This window comes from Mycolicibacterium peregrinum, assembly GCF_001665625.1.
Taxonomy (GTDB): Bacteria; Actinomycetota; Actinomycetes; order Mycobacteriales; family Mycobacteriaceae; genus Mycobacterium; species Mycobacterium peregrinum_B.
The window spans coordinates 118,783-137,823 of the sequence record NZ_LZSY01000116.1 but is presented as its reverse complement, the minus strand read 5'-3'; the positions used below and the strand labels follow the sequence as shown (position 1 = coordinate 137,823).

At 66.8% G+C, this 19,041-nt stretch carries 20 protein-coding genes; 10 read left to right on the top strand and 10 right to left on the bottom strand.

Features of this window, described 5'->3' with window-relative positions:
- On the bottom strand, nt 1-1,787 hold a 1,787-nt coding region (locus A5779_RS18900), incomplete at its 3' end, for an APC family permease (protein WP_207549096.1).
- 98 nt (nt 1,788-1,885) lie between these two features.
- Here A5779_RS18900 and A5779_RS18895 point away from each other — a divergent pair.
- Both A5779_RS18895 and A5779_RS18890 read left to right on the top strand, forming a co-directional pair.
- On the top strand, nt 1,886-2,560 hold the full coding sequence (locus A5779_RS18895; protein ID WP_088303980.1) for a potassium channel family protein: 675 nt from the start codon (nt 1,886-1,888) through the stop codon (nt 2,558-2,560).
- Nucleotides 2,560-3,228, top strand: coding sequence for a potassium channel family protein (locus tag A5779_RS18890; protein WP_064884481.1), 669 nt, complete (start codon nt 2,560-2,562; stop codon nt 3,226-3,228). Before A5779_RS18895 ends, A5779_RS18890 begins: the two co-directional genes overlap by 1 nt.
- 6 nt (nt 3,229-3,234) lie before the next feature.
- Here A5779_RS18890 and A5779_RS18885 read toward each other — a convergent pair whose 3' ends face one another.
- Both A5779_RS18885 and A5779_RS18880 read right to left on the bottom strand, forming a co-directional pair.
- Entirely contained in the window at nt 3,235-3,930 is a 696-nt protein-coding gene (locus A5779_RS18885) for a DUF3159 domain-containing protein (protein WP_064884479.1), read from the bottom strand.
- Nucleotides 3,927-4,298 (bottom strand): OB-fold nucleic acid binding domain-containing protein, encoded by a 372-nt coding sequence (locus tag A5779_RS18880; RefSeq protein WP_036444904.1) that lies wholly within the window; start codon nt 4,296-4,298, stop codon nt 3,927-3,929. The genes A5779_RS18885 and A5779_RS18880 overlap by 4 nt, the downstream gene beginning before the upstream one ends.
- 134 nt (nt 4,299-4,432) lie before the next feature.
- Here A5779_RS18880 and A5779_RS18875 point away from each other — a divergent pair, with 134 nt between their 5' ends.
- The gene (locus A5779_RS18875) at nt 4,433-5,152 is read left to right on the top strand and encodes an alpha/beta fold hydrolase (protein ID WP_064884477.1); all 720 of its coding nucleotides are present in this window, start codon (nt 4,433-4,435) and stop codon (nt 5,150-5,152) included.
- A gap of 6 nt (nt 5,153-5,158) precedes the next feature.
- Here A5779_RS18875 and A5779_RS18870 read toward each other — a convergent pair whose 3' ends face one another.
- Nucleotides 5,159-5,962, bottom strand: coding sequence for a DUF3710 domain-containing protein (locus tag A5779_RS18870; RefSeq protein ID WP_110777472.1), 804 nt, complete (start codon nt 5,960-5,962; stop codon nt 5,159-5,161).
- Nucleotides 5,959-6,423 carry a dUTP diphosphatase gene (gene dut / locus A5779_RS18865; RefSeq protein ID WP_064884473.1) on the bottom strand — a complete coding sequence of 155 codons (465 nt, stop codon included), beginning with the start codon at nt 6,421-6,423 and terminating at the stop codon, nt 5,959-5,961. The genes A5779_RS18870 and dut overlap by 4 nt, the downstream gene beginning before the upstream one ends.
- A gap of 25 nt (nt 6,424-6,448) precedes the next feature.
- On the opposite strand from dut, the gene A5779_RS18860 reads away from it, so the two are divergent.
- The gene (locus A5779_RS18860) at nt 6,449-6,928 is read left to right on the top strand and encodes a DUF3093 domain-containing protein (RefSeq protein ID WP_064884471.1); all 480 of its coding nucleotides are present in this window, start codon (nt 6,449-6,451) and stop codon (nt 6,926-6,928) included.
- 112 nt (nt 6,929-7,040) lie between these two features.
- Here A5779_RS18860 and A5779_RS18855 read toward each other — a convergent pair whose 3' ends face one another.
- Nucleotides 7,041-7,343, bottom strand: coding sequence for a DUF4193 domain-containing protein (locus tag A5779_RS18855; protein ID WP_019344626.1), 303 nt, complete (start codon nt 7,341-7,343; stop codon nt 7,041-7,043).
- Nucleotides 7,344-7,508: 165 nt separating this feature from the next.
- Between A5779_RS18855 and cei the strand changes: the two genes are divergently transcribed.
- Nucleotides 7,509-8,159 (top strand): envelope integrity protein Cei, encoded by a 651-nt coding sequence (gene cei / locus A5779_RS18850; protein WP_064884469.1) that lies wholly within the window; start codon nt 7,509-7,511, stop codon nt 8,157-8,159.
- Here cei and A5779_RS18845 read toward each other — a convergent pair.
- Nucleotides 8,133-8,981: an inositol monophosphatase family protein gene (locus A5779_RS18845; protein WP_064884467.1), complete on the bottom strand. Its 849-nt coding sequence runs from the start codon at nt 8,979-8,981 to the stop codon at nt 8,133-8,135. The two genes, cei and A5779_RS18845, sit on opposite strands and share 27 nt — an antisense overlap.
- A gap of 157 nt (nt 8,982-9,138) precedes the next feature.
- On the opposite strand from A5779_RS18845, the gene ppgK reads away from it, so the two are divergent.
- Both ppgK and A5779_RS18835 read left to right on the top strand, forming a co-directional pair.
- The gene (gene ppgK, locus A5779_RS18840; RefSeq protein ID WP_064884465.1) at nt 9,139-9,960 is read left to right on the top strand and encodes a polyphosphate--glucose phosphotransferase; all 822 of its coding nucleotides are present in this window, start codon (nt 9,139-9,141) and stop codon (nt 9,958-9,960) included.
- A 204-nt stretch (nt 9,961-10,164) separates the two neighbouring features.
- A complete protein-coding gene (locus A5779_RS18835; protein ID WP_064884518.1) occupies nt 10,165-11,610 on the top strand; it encodes an RNA polymerase sigma factor in 1,446 nt (481 codons plus the stop codon).
- Nucleotides 11,611-11,676: 66 nt separating this feature from the next.
- Here A5779_RS18835 and A5779_RS18830 read toward each other — a convergent pair whose 3' ends face one another.
- Complete coding sequence (locus A5779_RS18830; protein ID WP_064884463.1) at nt 11,677-13,119, bottom strand: histidine phosphatase family protein; 1,443 nt, start codon at nt 13,117-13,119, stop codon at nt 11,677-11,679.
- 349 nt (nt 13,120-13,468) lie between these two features.
- Between A5779_RS18830 and A5779_RS18825 the strand changes: the two genes are divergently transcribed.
- The gene (locus tag A5779_RS18825) at nt 13,469-14,398 is read left to right on the top strand and encodes a LipP1 family hormone-sensitive lipase (RefSeq protein ID WP_064884461.1); all 930 of its coding nucleotides are present in this window, start codon (nt 13,469-13,471) and stop codon (nt 14,396-14,398) included.
- Between the two features lie 16 nt (nt 14,399-14,414).
- Here A5779_RS18825 and A5779_RS18820 read toward each other — a convergent pair whose 3' ends face one another.
- Nucleotides 14,415-16,061, bottom strand: coding sequence for a flavin-containing monooxygenase (locus A5779_RS18820; protein ID WP_064884516.1), 1,647 nt, complete (start codon nt 16,059-16,061; stop codon nt 14,415-14,417).
- Between the two features lie 218 nt (nt 16,062-16,279).
- On the opposite strand from A5779_RS18820, the gene A5779_RS18815 reads away from it, so the two are divergent.
- Together A5779_RS18815 and A5779_RS18810 are read left to right on the top strand one after the other, a co-directional pair.
- Entirely contained in the window at nt 16,280-17,056 is a 777-nt protein-coding gene (locus A5779_RS18815; protein WP_064884459.1) for an SDR family oxidoreductase, read from the top strand.
- A gap of 5 nt (nt 17,057-17,061) precedes the next feature.
- The gene (locus A5779_RS18810) at nt 17,062-17,853 is read left to right on the top strand and encodes an SDR family NAD(P)-dependent oxidoreductase (RefSeq protein WP_064884514.1); all 792 of its coding nucleotides are present in this window, start codon (nt 17,062-17,064) and stop codon (nt 17,851-17,853) included.
- Between the two features lie 69 nt (nt 17,854-17,922).
- On the opposite strand, the gene A5779_RS18805 is transcribed toward A5779_RS18810, so the two are convergent.
- On the bottom strand, nt 17,923-19,005 hold the full coding sequence (locus A5779_RS18805; RefSeq protein WP_082941745.1) for an acyl-CoA dehydrogenase family protein: 1,083 nt from the start codon (nt 19,003-19,005) through the stop codon (nt 17,923-17,925).
- Nucleotides 19,006-19,041 lie beyond the last annotated feature (36 nt).

The window sequence follows — 19,041 nt, the reverse complement described above, 5'->3', positions numbered from 1 at the left end:
CGCGGCGATTCCTTCGTCACCCGTTTGACGTAATCCAGCACCGGCCGGGTGATTTCGCGGTAGGGCGAGGCGATCACCTTCAACGGCACGCTGATGTCGCTGTCTTCCCACTGGTGCACCAGGGCACGGGTCTCGGCGTCGTCGACGCTGACCGTGATCGCCTCCAGCACGTCCGGCCGCGTGGCCCGCGCATACGCCAGCGCCCGCTTGGTGGGCAGGTGCAGCTTTGACACCAGGACCACCGCGTGGTTGCGGCTCGGCAGGACGATGTCGCCCTCGGCCTCGTCTTCCCTTTCGAGTTCGCGGGCGACGGTGTCGTAATGCTTGTGGATGAGTTTCATGATCACGAACAGGGCGCTCATCGCCAGGATCGCGATCCAGGCACCGGCGACGAATTTGGTGACCACGACGACCACCAGCACCGCACCGGTGGCGGTGAGCCCGACCGCGTTGATGATGCGCGACCGCATCATGTGCCGCCGCACGGCCGGGTCGGTCTCGGTGCGCAACAACCGGGTCCAGTGCCGGACCATGCCGATCTGGCTGAGGGTGAACGACACGAACACACCGACGATGTAGAGCTGGATCAGCGCGGTCACCTCGGCCCGGAAAGCCACCACGAAGGCGATCGCGGCAAGGGCGAGGAACAGGATGCCGTTCGAGAACGCCAGCCGGTCACCGCGCGTGTGCAGCTGCCGCGGCAGGAAGCGGTCCTGGGCCAGGATCGACCCGAGCACCGGAAAGCCGTTGAATGCCGTGTTGGCCGCCAAGACGAGGATCAGCGCGGTGACTCCCGCGATCAGGTACAGGCCCACCGGGAAGTCGTGGAACACCGCATCGGCGAGTTGCGCGATCAGGGTCTTCTGGTGATAGTCCGGCGGCGCGCCGATCAGCTGTTCGTGCGGACGCTCGGCGATCTGCACGCCGGTCGCCTTCGACAGCAGAATGATCCCCATGAACAGCGTCACCGAGATGACCCCGAGCAGCAGCAGGGTGGTTGCCGCATTACGCGACTTGGGTTTCCGGAACGCCGGCACGCCGTTGCTGATCGCCTCGACACCGGTCAGGGCCGCCGAACCGGACGAGAACGCCCGGGCCACCAGGAACACCAGCGCGAAACCGAGGACTTCGCCATGTTCGGGGCGGATCTCGAAACCGGCGGACTCCGCGCGCAGCGGATGGTCCAGAACGTAGATCTGGAACAGACCCCAGCCCAGCATGATGTACATGCCGATCATGAACGCGTAGGTGGGAATCGCGAAGGCGGTACCCGATTCCCGCAGCCCGCGCAGGTTCATCGACGCCAGCAGCAGGATCGCCGCCACCGCGAACATCACCTTGTGTTGAGCGACGAACGGCACCGCCGAACCGATGTTCGACATCGCCGAGGACATCGACACCGCAACGGTCAGCACATAATCCACCATCAGCGCGCTGGCCACCGTGAGGCCGGCGGTCGGCCCGAGGTTCGTGGTGACGACTTCGTAGTCACCGCCACCGGACGGATAGGCGTGCACGTTCTGCCGGTAACTGGCGATCACGATCAGCATCACGGCCGCGACCGCCAGACCGATCCAGGGCGTCAGCGAGTAGGCCGTCAGCCCCGCCACCGAGAGCACCAGGAAGATTTCCTCTGGCGCATAGGCCACCGACGACAACGCATCGGAGGCGAACACCGGCAGGGCGATCCGTTTGGGCAGAAGCGTGTGAGAGAGCTTGTCGCTGCGGAACGGCCGCCCCAGTACCAACCGGCGCGTTGCCGTCGAAAGCTTGGACACGAGAGCCAAGACTAAGCCCGAACACGAAAAGTCGTCACAAAGCTGTAGCGTTCGAGTGCAACGGTTAAGCGCAACAGCGCTCCTCTGTCACCGGAAAGGACCGTCGGGTGCGTGTAGTCGTCATGGGGTGCGGCCGGGTGGGCGCGTCCCTCGCAGACAGCCTGGCCCGCATCGGCCACGAGGTCGCGGTCATCGACCGCGACACCACCGCGTTCCACCGGCTCTCGCCGGAGTTCGCCGGTGAGCGTGTGCTCGGGATGGGCTTCGACCGTGACGTGCTGCTGCGCGCCGGCATCGAGGAGGCCGGGGCGTTCGCCGCGGTGTCCTCGGGCGACAACTCCAACATCATCTCGGCGCGGGTGGCCCGTGAGACGTTCGGCGTCGAGCGCGTGGTGGCCCGTATCTACGACGCCAAGCGTGCTGCCGTCTACGAACGGCTGGGGATCCCGACGGTGGCGACCGTGCCGTGGACCACCGATCGTCTGCTCAACGTGCTCACCAGGGAGACCGAGACCACCAAGTGGCGCGATCCCTCGGGCAACGTGGGCGTGGCCGAACTTCCGCTGCACCAGGATTGGGCCGGGCACCTGGTCACCGATCTGGAGGCGGCCACGGGTGGCCGCGTGGCCTTCATGATCCGGTTCGGCAACGGCTACCTTCCCGAACCCAAGACCGTGATCCAGGCCGGCGACCAGGTGTACGCGGCCGCGGTATCCGGGCACATCGCCGAGGCGCTGGCCATCGCGGCGCTGCCGCCGAGCGAGGACTTGGAGTCGCACTGATGAAGGTTGCCATCGCCGGGGCCGGGGCCGTGGGTCGCTCCATCGCCCGCGAGTTGCTCGAGAACAACCACGATGTGACGCTGCTGGAGCGCAATCCCACCCACATCGACGTCGATGCCATCCCGGCCGCACACTGGCGGCTCGGCGATGCCTGTGAGCTCACCGTGATGGAGTCGGTCAAGCTCGAGGAATTCGACGTGGTGATCGCGGCGACCGGTGACGACAAGGTCAATGTCGTGGTCAGCCTGCTGGCCAAGACCGAGTTCGCGGTGCCGCGGGTGGTGGCCCGCGTCAACGACCCCCGGAACGAGTGGCTGTTCGACGAGAACTGGGGTGTGGACGTGGCGGTGTCGACACCGCGCATGCTCGCCTCGCTCGTCGAGGAGGCTGTCGCCGTCGGCGACCTCGTGCGCCTGATGGAGTTCCGCAAGGGGCAGGCCAACCTGGTCGAGATCACCCTGCCCGATGACACCCCGTGGGGCGGCAAGCCCGTCAAACGACTCGAGCTGCCCCGCGACACCGCCCTGGTGACGATCCTGCGCGGCGCCAGGGTGATCGTGCCCGAATCCGACGACCCCCTCGAGGGTGGGGATGAGCTGCTGTTCGTCGCGGTCACCGAGTCCGAGGACGAGCTGCGCGAGCTGCTGCTGCGTCGGGCGCCGCGCTAGGTGGTCTCAGTCGGCGCTCTGCGTCGCATCCTGTGCGTGCACAGCGCGCTGGGCGGCCCTGATGGCCAGATACGTCACCAGCGCCGCCACGGCGGTCAGCGGCCAGCCCATCGCGATACGTGCGAAACCCAACCAGCCCGTCTGATCGGAGTCGTACAGATACTGCTGCACCAGAAAGCGCGACCCGAACACCGCAACCCAGGTGAGGGTGGCGATGTCGAATGCCGTCACCGCCTTCCGGACGTCACGCCAGGCCCGGTCGTGGGTGTTCACCCAACCCCAGATGTAGCCGACCACCGGACGCCGGATGAGCACCGACACCCCGAACAGCACCGCGTACACCAGCGAGCTCCAGATGCCAAGCAGGAAATAGCCTTTCGACTCCCCCACCACGTAGGCGATCAGGGCACTGACACCCACGGCGAAGAATCCCGACACCGCGGGCTGAACGGATTCGCGGCGGATCAACCGCCAGATGAGGATCAGTGTCGCCACCCCGAGCGCGGCGGCGATCGCCGGCATCAGGCCGAACGCCGTGGACACCGGGACGAACACCACCACCGGCAGCGACGAATAGATCAGGCCGCTGATGCCGCCCATCTGGTCCAGCACCGCACGTCCGCCGCCATGGGCAGGCGTCAGCGCCGGGTCACTCTCGGGGGGTTCAGGTGCGTTGCCTGTGTCCTCTTCGGGCTGGCTCACTTCTGAATTTCGTAGCGGGGGTTGTATATCGCCTTCGCGCCGTTCTCCAGCTTGCCGACCCGGCCGTGCACCCTCAGAGTGCACCCCGACTCGATGCCCGGAATACGCCGCTGTCCCAGCCACACCAACAACACCGTGTCGGTACCGTCGAACAATTCGGCCTTGATGCCGCCGGAACACCCCTTGCCGTTACATTCCACGCTGCGCAGGGTGCCGACCATCGTCACTTCCTGGCCGCGCTGGGCGTCGATCGCTTTCAGCGCGCCGGTGTTGGCGGCCTCATCGCTGAGCTCTTCGACATCAAGCTGTTCGGGGTCTTCCGTCAGGCGTCGCGTAAGCCGGCGCAGATACCCTTCGGCCGTAGCCATGGCCTCTCCTGACCTTCTGCGGATCCACTGTGAATCCGCCCAACCAACGCCACCGTAGACCTCTTGTGCACCGAATGCCACGTGGGGTGTGGGTCGGCACGCCGACGATTTGACCGGGCAGGCACGATCGTGTGATGAGCGTCATTCTGCGCGGTGTCCCAACCGTTCTCCTGCCCGGTACCGGGTCCGACGACAACTACGTCTACCGGGCCTTTTCCGATGCGCTGCATGATGCTAGCGCGCTGGTGGTGACCCCGCCGCCGACTCCGGACCGGCTCGTCGAGGGCTACCTGCAGGCGCTGGACGACGCTGCCCGGTCCGGCCCCATCGCCGTCGGCGGAGTGTCCATCGGCGCCGTCGTGGCGGTGCGGTGGGCGTTGGACCATCCCGGCCGGGCCGTGGCGGTGCTGGCCGCCCTGCCGCCGTGGACGGGGACCTCCCAGCACGCCCCCGCCGCGCTGCTGGCCCGGCAGTCGGCGGATCTGCTGCGTCGGGACGGGCTGGCGGCCACGGTGGCCCAGATGCGGGCTTCCAGCCCGGCGTGGCTCGCCGACGAGCTGGCCCGTTCCTGGGTGGGCCAGTGGCCCACCCTGCCCGACGCGATGGAGGAAGCGGCCGGTTACCGCGCACCCGGCAGTACCGAACTCGAACAACTTCGGATACCGATGGGCGTCGCCGTCGCAACCGACGATCCGGTGCACCCTGCCGAGGTCGGCTACGAATGGGTGGCCGCTGCACCGCAGGCGGCGCTGCGCTCGGTCACACTCGAACAGATGGGGCTCGATACCGGCGTACTGGGCACCGCATGTGTGGCTGCGCTGCAGGAGGCCGCCAGCGACACCGTCGCGAGCTGAGGAGTCTCAGCCGCCGGTGATGGTGCGCAGCTGCTGCATCGCCGAGCCCTGCACACTGCGCCGGGCCACCGGCTCGGCCGGCGGCTGGTCCTGCGGCGGGGTCTGTGACGTGGCTGCGAGCTGCTGGGCCGCCTGCTGCATCGCGGCCTGTTGCGCCGCGGCCTGAAGCTGGGCGGCCATCGGCTCGGGCAGCTCCACCTGCAGTGGTGTCCGTACCGGTAAGGGTGTGTCCCCGCGACGAATCACGGTGTCAGCCAATGATGCCCGGGCCTCGTCCGCGAGCGCGTCGATGGTCTCCGGGGCCCCGTTGACCACACAGCGCACCATCCAGCGGTAGCCGTCGACGCCGATGAACCGCACCACGCCGCCATTGCCCGAGCCGACCACCTCGCGGCCCCACGGGCCGTCCTGGATGGCCACAGAGCTGGCGTCCTTGCGCAGCGACTCGGCGAGCTCACCGGCCACCTCACGCCAGAGGCCTGCGCTCTTGGGCGCGGCGTAGGCGGCGATGGTGAAACGCCCGTTGGGAGTCACCACCCATACCGCGCTGGGCGCCCCGGCCTCGTTGAGCTCAACCTGCACCTGACCGCCGTCGGGCATGGGGATCAACACCGAGCCGAGGTCGAGCCGACCCTGCACCGCGACGGCGGGGTCGTCGAAGTCTTCGACGTCGAACGGGCCCTGATCATCGGCCCAGTCGTCGCTCTGGTCCTCGTCAGTCGTTTCTGCCGCAACCGGTTGTTCGACAACCTGTGCATCAGCCGTGTCGTCTGCCGAATCGTTGTTCTTGCGTTTTCCGAATGCCATCACAAACTCGCATGTCCGCCGGAGGAACCGTGGCCGCCATCGCCACGGGAGGTGTCAGCCAGGCCCGCCTCGTCGAAGGAGGTCACCTCGACCAACTCGGGCAGTTCTACCCGCTGAACCAGCAGCTGGGCAATCCGGTCTCCGCGGTTGATCACGATCGGCGTGTCCGGATCGAGGTTGATCAGCGAGACCTTGATCTCGCCGCGGTAGCCGGCGTCAACGGTGCCCGGGCTGTTGACGATCGAAAGACCCACGCGGGCAGCCAAACCCGACCGCGGATGGATCAGGCCCACCATTCCATGCGGGATGGCCACGGCGACGCCGGTGGGCACGAGCTCCCGTTGTCCGGGGGCCAGCTCGACATCGCGCGCGCTGTAGAGGTCTACGCCCGCGTCACCATCGTGCGCCCGGCTGGGCATCGGTAGTTCGCGGTCCAATCGGACGACCGCCAGAGAGGTGGACACGACGTCACAGATTACTCTGAGCCGCGTGTCAGACACGCGCGCAACCGCCCAAAGCGTTCACTACCGCGAACGTTTGTGGGTGCCCTGGTGGTGGTCGCTGCCTGCTGCAGTGCTGGCAGGAGTGATTGCATTCGAGATCGGGCTGGCCGCGCCGGCGATCCCGGCGTGGTTGCCGTACGTACTGCTCTTCGGCGTGGCGGCGGCAGTGCTGATGTGGTTCAGCAAGACCGAGTTGAAGGTCGTGCGCGACAGCGGGGGCGACACCGAGTTGTGGATCGGTGACGCGCACCTGCCGACGAGCGTCATCTCGCGCGCCGCGGAGGTACCGCGGTCGGCGAAGTCGGCGGCGCTGGGCCGCCAGCTCGATCCCGCCGCCTACGTGGTGCACCGGGCCTGGGTGGGCCCGATGGTCCTGGTGGTGCTCGACGATCCGGATGACCCCACCCCGTACTGGTTGATCAGTTCGAGGCATCCGGATCGTGTCCTGGCGGCGCTCCGCGGCTGAGCCGCGAATCGAGCAAGAGCGGCTGAGCCGCGAATCAAGCAAGAGCGGGTGAGCCGCGAATTCAGCTCGAGCGGCTGAGCCGCGAATCAAGAGCCGGTGGCTGAGCCGCCGATCAGGCGGCGCAGTCCGTGCAGATCATCACACCGTTCTTCTCGCTTGCCAGCCGGCTGCGGTGATGCACCAGGAAGCAGCTGGAGCAGGTGAACTCGTCGGCCTGCTTCGGGACCACCCGAACCGACAATTCCTCGCCGGACAGGTCTGCGCCCGGCAGCTCGAACGACTCGGCCGATTCTGATTCATCGACATCCACCACGGCGGACTGTGCCTCGTTGCGCCGCGCCTTGAGCTCCTCGAGCGAATCCTCAGAAACCTCGTCTGCTTCGGAACGCCGCGGAGCGTCGTAGTCGGTAGCCATCGTCTGTGTCCCCTCCCTTACCTTGCAGCAGAGCTTTGTACCAGCGTCGAACGCATTCCCCAAATGATTCGTGCCCGTATTGCCACACGTTTCAGTGTGATTTACATCACACTACCGTCTGAACTCTGCTGCGTCAGCGAACACCGTTGCCCTTAGAGTGCATGTGTGGTCGCGCAAATCACCGACGGCACCGCCTTCGACCGACACGGTCGACCGTTCCGTCGGCGCAGTTTCGTTCCCGGCATCGTGCTGTTCGTCGCACTGGCGGTGGTGACGATGATCGTGTGGATCATCGCGCTCAACCAACCGACCGATGTGCACGTGGCCGCGGTCTGCAACAACCCGCCGCCCGCCGCTGATCCGGCGGCCCCGAAGCTGGGCGAACAGGTGGCCTTCTCGGCGATGACCGACGTCACGCCGGCCCCGTTGGCCGAGACCAGGATCCGGGTGCTCAACGCCAGCGGCCAGGGCGGGCAGGCCGGCGAGGTGGCCGGCGCACTGCGCGATCTGGGTTTCGCCCAACCCGAAGCCGCCAACGACCCGATCTACGCCAACACCCGGCTGGAATGCCAGGGCCAGATCCGGTTCGGCCCGTCCGGCCGCGCCGCTGCCGCATCGGTCTGGCTGGTGGCCCCGTGCACCGAACTCTTCCAGGACGAAAGGCCGGACGCCACAGTCGATCTGGCACTCGGCACGGAGTTCAGTGAACTCGCCAGCAACGACGACATCAGGGCCGTGCTGGCCAGCCTGCGACCCGACGCCACCGCGCCGTCGGATTCCGCGCTCCTGTCAAAGATCCATACCGCCGCCTGCTAACGCGTCCCGCAGACCGTCGGCGATGCCCGGCGCCGACGCCGCCGCGTACTCGGCGCCGGGTGTGGTCGGCAACCACACCGTCGCCCCCGCTTCGGCCGCGATCAGCGCCGCGGCGGCCCAGTCCCAGACTTGGACGTCCTCTTCGTAATAGGCGTCCAACCGGCCGGCGGCAACCATGCAGAGGTCGAGCGCGCAGGAGCCGATGCGGCGCACGTCACGCACCGTGGGCAGGATGTGTGCCAGCACACCGGCCTGCCTCGCGCGCCGGTCGGGATCGTAGGAGAACCCGGTACCCACCAGCGCCATCGACAACTCGTCGACGGCGCTGCACCGCAACGGGGTGCGTACTCCTGCCCGTACCACCTCGGCGCCGTGCCCGAGCGCGGCCGAGTACACCTCGCCGGCGGGCACATTCGCCACGGCTCCGGCCACCGACCGGCCGTCGAACTGCGCGGCCACCGACACCGCATAAGCCGGAATGCCGTAGACGAAGTTGACGGTGCCGTCGATCGGGTCGAGCACCCAACTGAGGCCGTCACGCCCCTCCTGCTGACCACCCTCCTCCTCCCCCAGGATCGCCTCTGACGGCCGCAACACCGCCAACCGCTCACGCAGCCACCGTTCGGTTTCGGTGTCGACGATCGTGACGGGGTCGGTCGGGGTGCTCTTGGCTCTCACCGCTCCCGGGGCCGGTGCGCCGTCGGAGTTCGCGGCGGTACCGAACACCTCGGCACGCCGGCGCGCGACGAACTCTGCGGCTTCGGTGGCGAGTTGCTCGGCCACCGCCTTCAGGGCGGGAGCATCGAAACTGTTGTCGGTCACGGCTCTATCGCAACACCTTCCGACGGAAAAGTCGCTTCCGGGGGGATGCCGGACCGCACGCGCGGGCGTTGGCGAACAACTAGGGTGGTGGCGCGCTTGGTTTGTCCCTATCCCCTTCCGACAGCCTCTTCACCGCCTGTCCCTCAAAGGAGCACCCATGACCGCACCCGACGCGCCCGCGGCAGATCCGGTTTCCTCCGAAGCGACCCAACGCCGCGGGTTCGGCGTCGACGTCGGCGGCAGCGGGATCAAGGGCGGCATCGTCGACCTCGACACCGGACAACTCGTCGGCGAGCGGTTCAAGCTCGACACGCCGCAGCCGTCCACCCCGGAATCGGTGGCGAAGACGGTGGCTGCGGTGGTGGCCGAGTTCGGCTGGACCGGCAAGGTGGGCGTCACCTACCCGGGGGTGGTCACCGAAGGCATCGTGCGCACCGCGGCCAATGTCGACAAGGGCTGGATCGGCGTCAACGCCTCCGAGGTGATCAACGCCGCGCTCGGCGGACTGCCGGTGCGCGTACTCAACGACGCCGACGCCGCCGGCCTGGCCGAGGAACACTACGGGGCGGGCAAGGACAACTCCGGTGTCGTGGTGCTCCTGACCTTCGGCACCGGCATCGGCTCGGCGGTGATCCACAACGGGGTGTTGTTGCCCAACACCGAGTTTGGCCACCTGCAGGTCGACGGCAAGGAAGCCGAGCACCGCGCCGCGTCGTCGGTCAAGGAGCGCAAGGATTGGAGTTACGCGCGCTGGAGCGAAGAGGTGAACAAGGTTCTGGTGACGATCGAGAACGCGATCTGGCCGGACCTGTTCATCGCCGGCGGCGGCATCAGCCGCAAGTCGGACAAGTGGCTACCACTGCTGAAGATCCGCACCCCGATCGTGCCCGCGGCGCTGCTCAACACCGCAGGCATCGTGGGGGCGGCCATGGCCAGTCAGGTACCGGGGGCCACCGACCCGCAAGCTACCAATCGGTAACTTTGCCGGGTTGGGTCGGTCATGTGTCGAAATTTGCCGCTCGGCACGGTGAACTCCCACACTGTCGTTACAATGGTCCTCGGCGGCCGCCTACCGAATAGCGGTGAATATCCCAGCCGATAGAACGCCAACATTCGATAGCAGACGCTTTCGGTGGACTATGCCCATACCCACCGAGAATTTCGCGAGACCGAAAGGGTGTACGTGGCAGCGACAAAAGCAAGCCCGGCGACCGACGAGCCGGTGAAGCGCACCGCTACCAAGACTCCCGCCAAGAAGGCCCCGGCCAAGCGGGCAGCCAAGAGCACTGCAGCCAAGGCCGAGGGCGGCACCGCCACCAAGCGCGCTCCCGCCAAGAAGGCGCCCGCCAAGAAGGCCGCCAAGGCCGCGGCGGGCAAGCCCGAGGACCTCAACGACGATCTGGAGACCACCGACGACCTGGAGACAGGTCCGGGCGAGGATCTCGACGTCGAGGACACCGACCTCGAGCTCGACGACGATCTCGGTAGTGACGACGACGTCGAGGAGTCGGGCGACGACGAGGACGACGAGGACGAGGCCGAGGAGGGCAAGGACGCCAAGGCTGCCGCGCCGGCTGCGGGAAAGGCGGCCAAGTCCGACGAGGAGCATCCCGAGCCGTCCGAGAAGGACAAGGCCTCCGGCGACTTCGTCTGGGACGAGGAAGAGTCCGAGGCACTGCGGCAGGCGCGTAAAGACGCGGAGCTGACGGCCTCGGCCGACTCGGTCCGCGCCTACCTCAAGCAGATCGGCAAGGTCGCGCTGCTCAACGCCGAGGAAGAGGTCGAGCTCGCCAAGCGCATCGAGGCCGGGCTGTTCGCCACCCAGAAGATGGCCGAGTTCGTCGAGAAGGGCGAGAAGCTCACCACTCAGGTCCGGCGCGACTACCAGTGGATCTGCCGTGACGGCGACCGCGCGAAAAACCATCTGCTGGAAGCCAACCTGCGTCTGGTGGTCTCGCTGGCCAAGCGCTACACCGGCCGCGGCATGGCGTTCCTCGACCTGATCCAGGAAGGCAACCTCGGTCTGATCCGCGCGGTCGAGAAGTTCGACTACACCAAGGGTTACAAGTTCTCGACGTACGCCACCTGGTGGATCCGTCAGGCCATCACCCGCGCCATGGCCGACCAGGCCCGCACCATCCGTATTCCGGTGCACATGGTCGAGGTGATCAACAAGCTCGGCCGGATCCAGCGCGAGCTGCTGCAGGACCTGGGCCGCGAGCCCACGCCCGAAGAGCTGGCCAAGGAAATGGACATCACGCCGGAGAAGGTGCTGGAGATCCAGCAGTACGCGCGTGAACCCATCTCGCTGGACCAGACCATCGGCGACGAGGGTGACAGCCAGCTCGGTGACTTCATCGAGGACTCCGAGGCCGTCGTGGCCGTCGATGCCGTGTCGTTCACGCTGCTTCAGGATCAGCTGCAGTCGGTGCTGGAGACGCTGTCCGAGCGCGAGGCGGGCGTGGTCCGGTTGCGGTTCGGCCTCACCGACGGTCAACCCCGCACGCTCGACGAGATCGGCCAGGTCTACGGCGTCACGCGTGAGCGCATCCGCCAGATCGAGTCCAAGACCATGAGCAAGCTGCGCCACCCCAGCCGCTCGCAGGTGCTGCGCGACTACCTGGACTAGGTCCGCGTCGAGTAGCCGACAGACAACGAAATCGGCCCCCTCCGTCGAACGGAGGGGGCCGATTTCTTACTTGCCGTCCGAACCGGCGGAACGCTTTTCGGACGCGGCGCCGCCGCGCGAAGCGCTTGCCGCGCCGACACTCTCGGACACCTTTTTCGCAGCGTCCTTGATGCCGGTGACCGAGGACTTCACCACCGACCTCAGCTGACCGGCGACATCGGAAACGCCGGTGCGAGCCTGCTCGCCGGCGCGCTTGGTATCGGCGAAGGTCTTTCCGGGCCTGACCAGGTTGCCGCTGGACAGATCCGTTGCACCCTTGCCGCGCACCGAGGCCGTCACCTTCTCGGCCACACTGCTGTGGTCGGACCCGGTCGAAGCCTGCGCTTCCTTCGGGTCGGACACGGCAGCGTTGAGCGACTTCAGCATGTCGGTGGCCGAACCGGTATTCGGGACAGCGCCCTTGACCGTGTCGGACACCTTGTCGGTGAGCTCGGATACCGGTTCCGGATCCGGGGTGCTCACCTTGCCGATGGCCTTGTCGACCCGCTTGATGACCTCGGCGTTGATCGCACGGCTGAACTTGGCCACCGAGAACGAGGCATCGGCGATACTGCGGTTGATCGCCGTCGCCACCTTGATCACGTCACCGGTGGCCAAGGAGTCCGTCACCTGTTTCATGGCGGCTTCGAGCTGGCGGGTCAGCGTCCGCATCTGCAGCCCGACCTCATGCGCCAGTGTCGGCTCGGGGCTGAACCGCTGGCCGTTCCAGTCCACGAGGGTCCAGCCGTCCTCGGGGTTTCCCTCGATGACGACGTAGTCGGTGTTGCCCAGCGCATGCTGGCTCAGCAGCATGCCCTTCTCCGCCAAGGTGAGGTTCTTGGCGTTCATCATGGTCCACAACATGATGGTGCCGCCGTGCGAGAACACGACGACGTTGCGGTCGCCCTTGTCGTACATGGTCTTCAACGCGCCGTCGACGCGCGCGTCGAACTCGTTGCCGTCGATCGAACCCGGGATTCGGGCGCCGAGCTGACCGGCGAACGCCCACGCGATCGGCGCCTTGAGGTAGCCGTCCAGCGCCCCGCTCTCGGGCGTGCCCTCGTAGTCGCCGGCCTCGATCTCCTGCAGGCCGGGCAGAACCTGGATCGGCAGACCCAGATACGCCGACATCGGTTCTGCGGTCTGCTGGGTGCGGATCATCTGCGACGCATAGATCGCGTCGTAGTTGTTGTCCCCCAGCCGGTCGGCGACCGCCTGAGCCTGCTCACGTCCGAGCGGGGTGAGCGACGGCCCCGGCGTCGAGGTGTCGATGTTGCCCGACGTGTTGCCTGCGGACTGGCCGTGACGCACGAAAGTGACCCGCATGTTGTCGGCCGCCCAGGCAGGCAGCACGGACATCACGAAAAAGCCGAAGGCAGTCAGCACGATGCCAAGGCCTCTCCATGTTCTTCTCGAACGACGACGCACAGCAGGTGCGGCGCCGTTGCCGAGCTTGCTCGGTCGGACCATTTCCCCTCCATCTATTTGGTTGTCGAGCACGTCGTGGTGACAGCTCGGATCTGCCCGGACGAATACGACTCCCCCACCGGGGATTTCGATGGGAGGCAACCGATTTCTGGGTGTCGACCGCCTCACTGCACCGGGCCATGTGATCGTGCGCACTCACCACGCGTCCGGGCGCGGCAGTCTCGCTCAGCGGTACAGAATCTTGGGCCGTGTGGTATAGCGCGGGTCCAGCCCGCAGTCGTTCAGACCGCAATCGCGCTGGGCAAGAGCCGGATTCCATGTGTCTCACTGCGCGGTACACCGCAGCCGGAGACAGGACCGATGTGATGTCGTGAAGCACAGGAGGGGCGATATGAAAGTCGATCCGGAGATCGCGGCGCTACTACCCGTGCTGAATACCGGCTTCCCAGCTGTCGAGGCGATGAGCGGGGCCGAGGCCAGGGCCGCCGTGCGGTCCCGGTACCGACCTCCGCTGCAGCCGCGGCCGATCGGAGCGATCGAGGAGCGGAACTTACCGGGCCCTGCGGGCGACATCCCCGTCCGGATCTATTGGCCGGCAGCGCCTTCCGGCGCCCTGGCACCAATCGTGGTGTTCGCGCACGGCGGCGGGTTCGTGTTCTGCGACCTCGACACCCACGACGACCTGTGCCGATCGCTGGCCAACGGCATCGGCGCGGTGGTGGTGTCCGTCGACTACCGTCTGGCGCCCGAGGCGCGGTGGCCGGCAGCGGCCGAGGACGTGTACGCCGTGCTGTGCTGGGTCGCGCGCCGTGGCGACGAACTCGGCGGTGACGCGACGAAGCTCGTCGTCGCGGGCGACAGTGCCGGCGGCAATCTCGCCGCCGTGACCACGATCCTCGCCCGTGACCGCGGCGGGCCGGTCATCGCGGGTCAGGCACTGCTGTATCCGGTCATCGCAGCGGACTTCGACACCGCGTCGTACCGGAGATTCGCCACCGGGTTCTACAACACCCGGGCCGCCATGGCGTGGTACTGGGATCAGTACGTTCCCGACACCGGGGACCGAGCCCATCCGCATGCCGCACCACTGCACGCGGACCTGCGCGGACTGCCGCCTGCGGTAGTCGTCACCGCGGGCTTCGACCCGTTGCATTCCGAAGGTGAAAGTTACGCGGAAGCGCTTGCCGCCCAGGGTGTCCCGGTGGTGTACCGCGACTACGCCGGCGCCATCCACGGGTTCATGACCATGCCGTCACTGACGTTGGCCGGCCAGGCCGGCCGGGAGGTGTGCGAGGACATCCGCGCCGTGGTGGACGCCTGAGCCAACGCAGCGGCGCCTATCCGGTCAGATCCTGGTGGATGTCAAAGCCCTTGTAGCCGGCGGCAGCGACATCGGCGATGATCTCGCCGTACACGCCGAAACCTCCGACGAACGGCATGAACACCCGCGGCTTGCCGGGAATGTTCGCCCCGAGGTACCACGAATTCGCCTGCGGCATGAGAGTTCCTGCGGCACGTCGGGTGCATTCGGCCACCCACTCGGCAGCGGCGTCTTCACGGGCCTCGATCGCCGGGGCTCCATGTGCGTCGAGGTAGGCGATCGCATCGGCCACCCAGTTCAGGTGCAGCTCCGAATGCAGCACCATGTTGGCCAGCACCGAGGGTGCACCCGGACCGGCGATGTTGAAGACGTTCGGGAAGCCCGGGACACCCAGGCCCAGGTAAGTCGCGGGCCCCTCGGCCCACGCCTCGTTGAGGGTTCGCCCGCCCCGGCCGACCACGTTCAGTTTCTGGACCGAGCCGGTCATCGCGTCGAATCCGGTGGCCAGCACCAACGCATCCACGTCGTAATGCGCATCGGTGGTGTCGATACCCGACGGGTCGATCCGCTCGATCGGCGTCGCCCGCAGGTTCACCAACGAGACATTGTCCCGGTTGAAGGTCTGGAAATAGTTGTCGTCGGTGCAGATTCGCTTCGCACCGATCGGATGATCCTTCGGAATCAACACGTCGGCCACCGCCGGATCGTCGATCACGGAGCGGACCTTTCGCTCCCAGAACAGCCGCGCGGTGTCGTTGGCCTCGATGGTGACCAACTGGTCCGGGAAGGCCTTGGAGAACAACACTCCGCCCAGTTCCCAACGCCGCTCGTAGGTCTGCTGCAGTTCCTCGGCAGAGACCTCCAGAGCGGACTTGGGATGGGGCTGGTGCGGCGAGCCCCCGCCACTGAGCATCGAGAGCCTGCGACGTTCGGCGTACCCGGCCTTCTGCGCGGCCCGCGTCTCATCGTCGAGGGGAATGTTGCCGGCAGGCACGCTGTAGTTCGGGGTGCGCTGAAAGACGATGAGCTGTTCGGCTTGCCGGGCGATGCACGGAATCGCCTGGATACCGGAGGATCCGGTACCGATCACACCGACCCGCTTGCCGGTGAAGTCAACGCCTTCGTGCGGCCAGTGCGCGGTGTGATAGACCTCGCCCGCGAACGATTCGAGACCATCGATCGCGGGGATGTTCGCGTTGGACAGCGGTCCGACCGCCAGGATGCAGAAGCGCGCGGAAACCACGTCGCCGCGGTCGGTGCGGACCTCCCAGCGCAACGCCTTCTCGTCGAGCACCATGTCGGTCACCCTGGTCCCGAACGAGATGTCGCGCCGCAAGTCGAACCGGTCGGCCACATGGTTGAGGTAGGCCAGGATCTCCGGTTGGGTCGCGTACTTCTCGGTCCAGTTCCACTCCTGTTCGAGATCCTTGTCGAACGAGTAGGAGTAGTCGACGCTTTCGACGTCACACCGAGCGCCCGGATAACGGTTCCAGTACCAGACCCCGCCCACACCGTCGGCGGCCTCGAACACCCGGACCGAAAGGCCTTGCTGCCGAAAGCGATGCAGTGCATACAGCCCGGCGAAGCCAGCTCCCACCACGACGACATCCACCGCAGCAGGTGTTTTCTCGGCGGTACCCGACGGAGCTGACTGCGCTGTCACAATCGTTGCCTTTCGCTTCACTGTTCGCCTGCGTCACGTTACGAACGACCGTGTGCGCTGGACAGCAGGTGTCTCACTCACCGGTACGACTCCCGCTGGGTGAGACTCACGCCCGAACGACAGCCACCGCGGTTATCGTGGCGGTCATCCTGCGGCCACGGTGTGGCTGCATCAACGCTGGATCCAGCTCAGTTTCACCTTGAAAGGAAGTTGTTGGGATGCAAGCAGATTCGGATAGCTTGTCGGATGTCGTAGCGATCGTCACCGGCGGTGCGCGGGGCCTCGGAGCGTCCTTCGCCCGGCAGATCGTCACGCGCGGGGGCAAGGTGGTGATTTCGGACGTACTCGACGACGACGGCGCCGCACTGGCCGCAGACCTGGGCGGCAACGCGCGCTACATCCACCTCGACGTGACCGATGCCGCGCAGTGGCAGTCCGCGGTGGAGCTTGCCCTGTCCGAGTTCGGCAAACTGAACGGCCTGGTCAACAATGCCGGCATCTCGACCGGCCAGTTCATCGAACATGAACCGCTCGACCATTTCCGCACCGTGCTCGAGGTGAACCTGGTCGGAGTCTTCAACGGCCTGCAGGCCGTCATCGCTCCGATGCGCGCCGCCGGTGGCGGCTCCATCGTCAACATCTCCTCGGCCGCAGGCCTGATGGGCCTGGCACTGACGGCCGGCTACGGCGCCTCGAAATGGGGGGTGCGCGGCCTGAGCAAGATCGCCGCCGTGGAACTCGGCACCGACCGGATCCGGGTGAACTCGGTGCATCCCGGCATGACGTATACACCGATGACCGCTCAGGTCGGCATCACCCTGGGCGAAGGCAACTACCCCAACACACCGATGGGCCGCGTGGGCGAGGCCGATGAGATCTCCGGCGCCGTCTGCTATCTGTTGTCCAGCGCCTCCAGCTACGTCACCGGTGCCGAGATCGCCGTCGACGGTGGCTGGACCGCCGGACCGACCGTGAAATACGTGATGGGACAGTGACGATCATGAAACGACTTGAGGGACGCCGAATCCTGGTGACCGGTGCAGGATCGGGAATCGGACAGGCCACCGCGCTGCGGCTGCTCGACGAGGGCGCCGCGGTGGTGGGTGCCGACATCTCCGGCGACGGCCTGGAGACCACCCGGCAGCGCGCACAGCAGGCCGGCACCGCCGACCGTTTCACCGTACTGACGATGGACATCGGCGACGAGGCGTCGGTGGTCGACGGCGTGCGCACCGCGGTCGAGGCTCTGGGCGGCCTCGACTCGGTCGTCAACGCCGCCGGGATGCTACGCGCGGTACACACCCACGAGATGACGCTGGCGGCCTGGAATCAGATCATCGGTGTCAACCTCACCGGCACCTTCCTGGTGATCCGAGAGGCACTGCCTGCGCTGTTGGAGAACCCGCAGAGCGTGATCGTGAATTTCAGTTCCACCTCGGCAGCCTTCGCCCACCCCTATATGGCGGCCTACGCGGCCAGCAAGGGCGGCATCCAGGCGATGACGCATGCGCTCGCGCTGGAGTACGGCAAGCATGGCCTGCGGGCGGTCAGTGTGGCACCGGGCAGCATCAAGTCCGGAATCACCGATGCCACACCGGGACTCGTTCCGGCCGACAGCGACTGGTCGTTGTTCGCGAAGCTGTCGCCGATCATGCCGACCACCCTGGCCTCCGGTGGTGCCGGCATGGGCGATCCGTCCGCGGTCGCCGGGGTGATCGCCATGCTGGTGTCCGACGACGGCGCGTTCATCAGCGGCACCGAGATCCGCATCGACGGCGGCACCCACGCCTGACCCGAGCAACGAAAATGGTGGGCGGCACTGATCTTTGTGCCGCCCACCATTTTTCGCCGTGCCGCCGGGTCAGGGTGACACCACCTTCGACTCGGTGACCACGGTTGCCAGGCCCACGTGGGCATCCCGCCACAACCGCTGCACCGGGTTGCCGCGGCGTAGGGCATCGACGTTCGAGTGACAGACGATCTCATCGAGCGCCCGTACTGCCCGGCGAGCCGCGGCGATCTGATCGCGGCGTGCGCGGGCCCGCATCCCCGTGTCGACCGGGCCGTCCAACACCCGGTTGAAGGACGCGGTGAGCGTGTCGAGCAGCACCAGCCGCGACGCCCGGATCTCTGCGGCGGCATGTTCTTCGACCGGTCCGTCGGCACCGGCCGCCTCGACATGGTGGCTCAGTGCGCCCTCGGCCATGCCGATCACCGCGGCCGTGATTCCCAACGGCGCGATGGTGCTGAGCGGGATGTGGTAGATCGGGTTGCGCAGGCCGGCATGTCCCGGTGCGGTGCCGTCGACGATGCGGTTGTGGTTCAGCAGCCGATGTCCGGGGATGAACACGTCGTCGATCGTGATGTTCTTGCTACCGGTGCCGATCAATCCGATGGCATTCCAGGATTCGTCGTCGATCCGCAGATCTTCCCGCGGCACAAGCGAATACCCGAGTCCGTCGGCGTCTCCGGTGCCGACCACGCGGGCGCCGACCACAACCCACTCGCAATGGTCGATGGCCGCGACCGACCGCCACTCCCCCGAGAGCCGGTAGCCCCCGTCGACGGGCAGGAGAACGCCGGCCGGCGCGTGGGCCGAGGCGATCCAGACATCGGAGTCCGCCTCCCACACCTCGTCGCGCAGGCGGCGGTCGGCAGAGGCCAACGCCCACGGCGGCACGCCGACCGAACCGGCAACCCAGCCCGCTGCCCCGTCCAGCCGGGCGATGTCGAGCACAGCCTCGGCGAAGTCACCTGGATGCGTCTCGATTCCGCCGAACTCCTCGGGCTGCAGCATGTGCATCACGCCGGACTCACGTAGCGCCTCGACGGCCCGATCGTCGAGCCGGCCGAGCTTTTCGTTGACGGGCCCGAGTGCCAGTATCAGATCGGCATTCTCGTCGATGCCGTCCAGAACGTCCCTGGTCATTTCAACACCACGCATCGAAAACTCCTTGTCGCGTGTATCGCATGTTGCCCA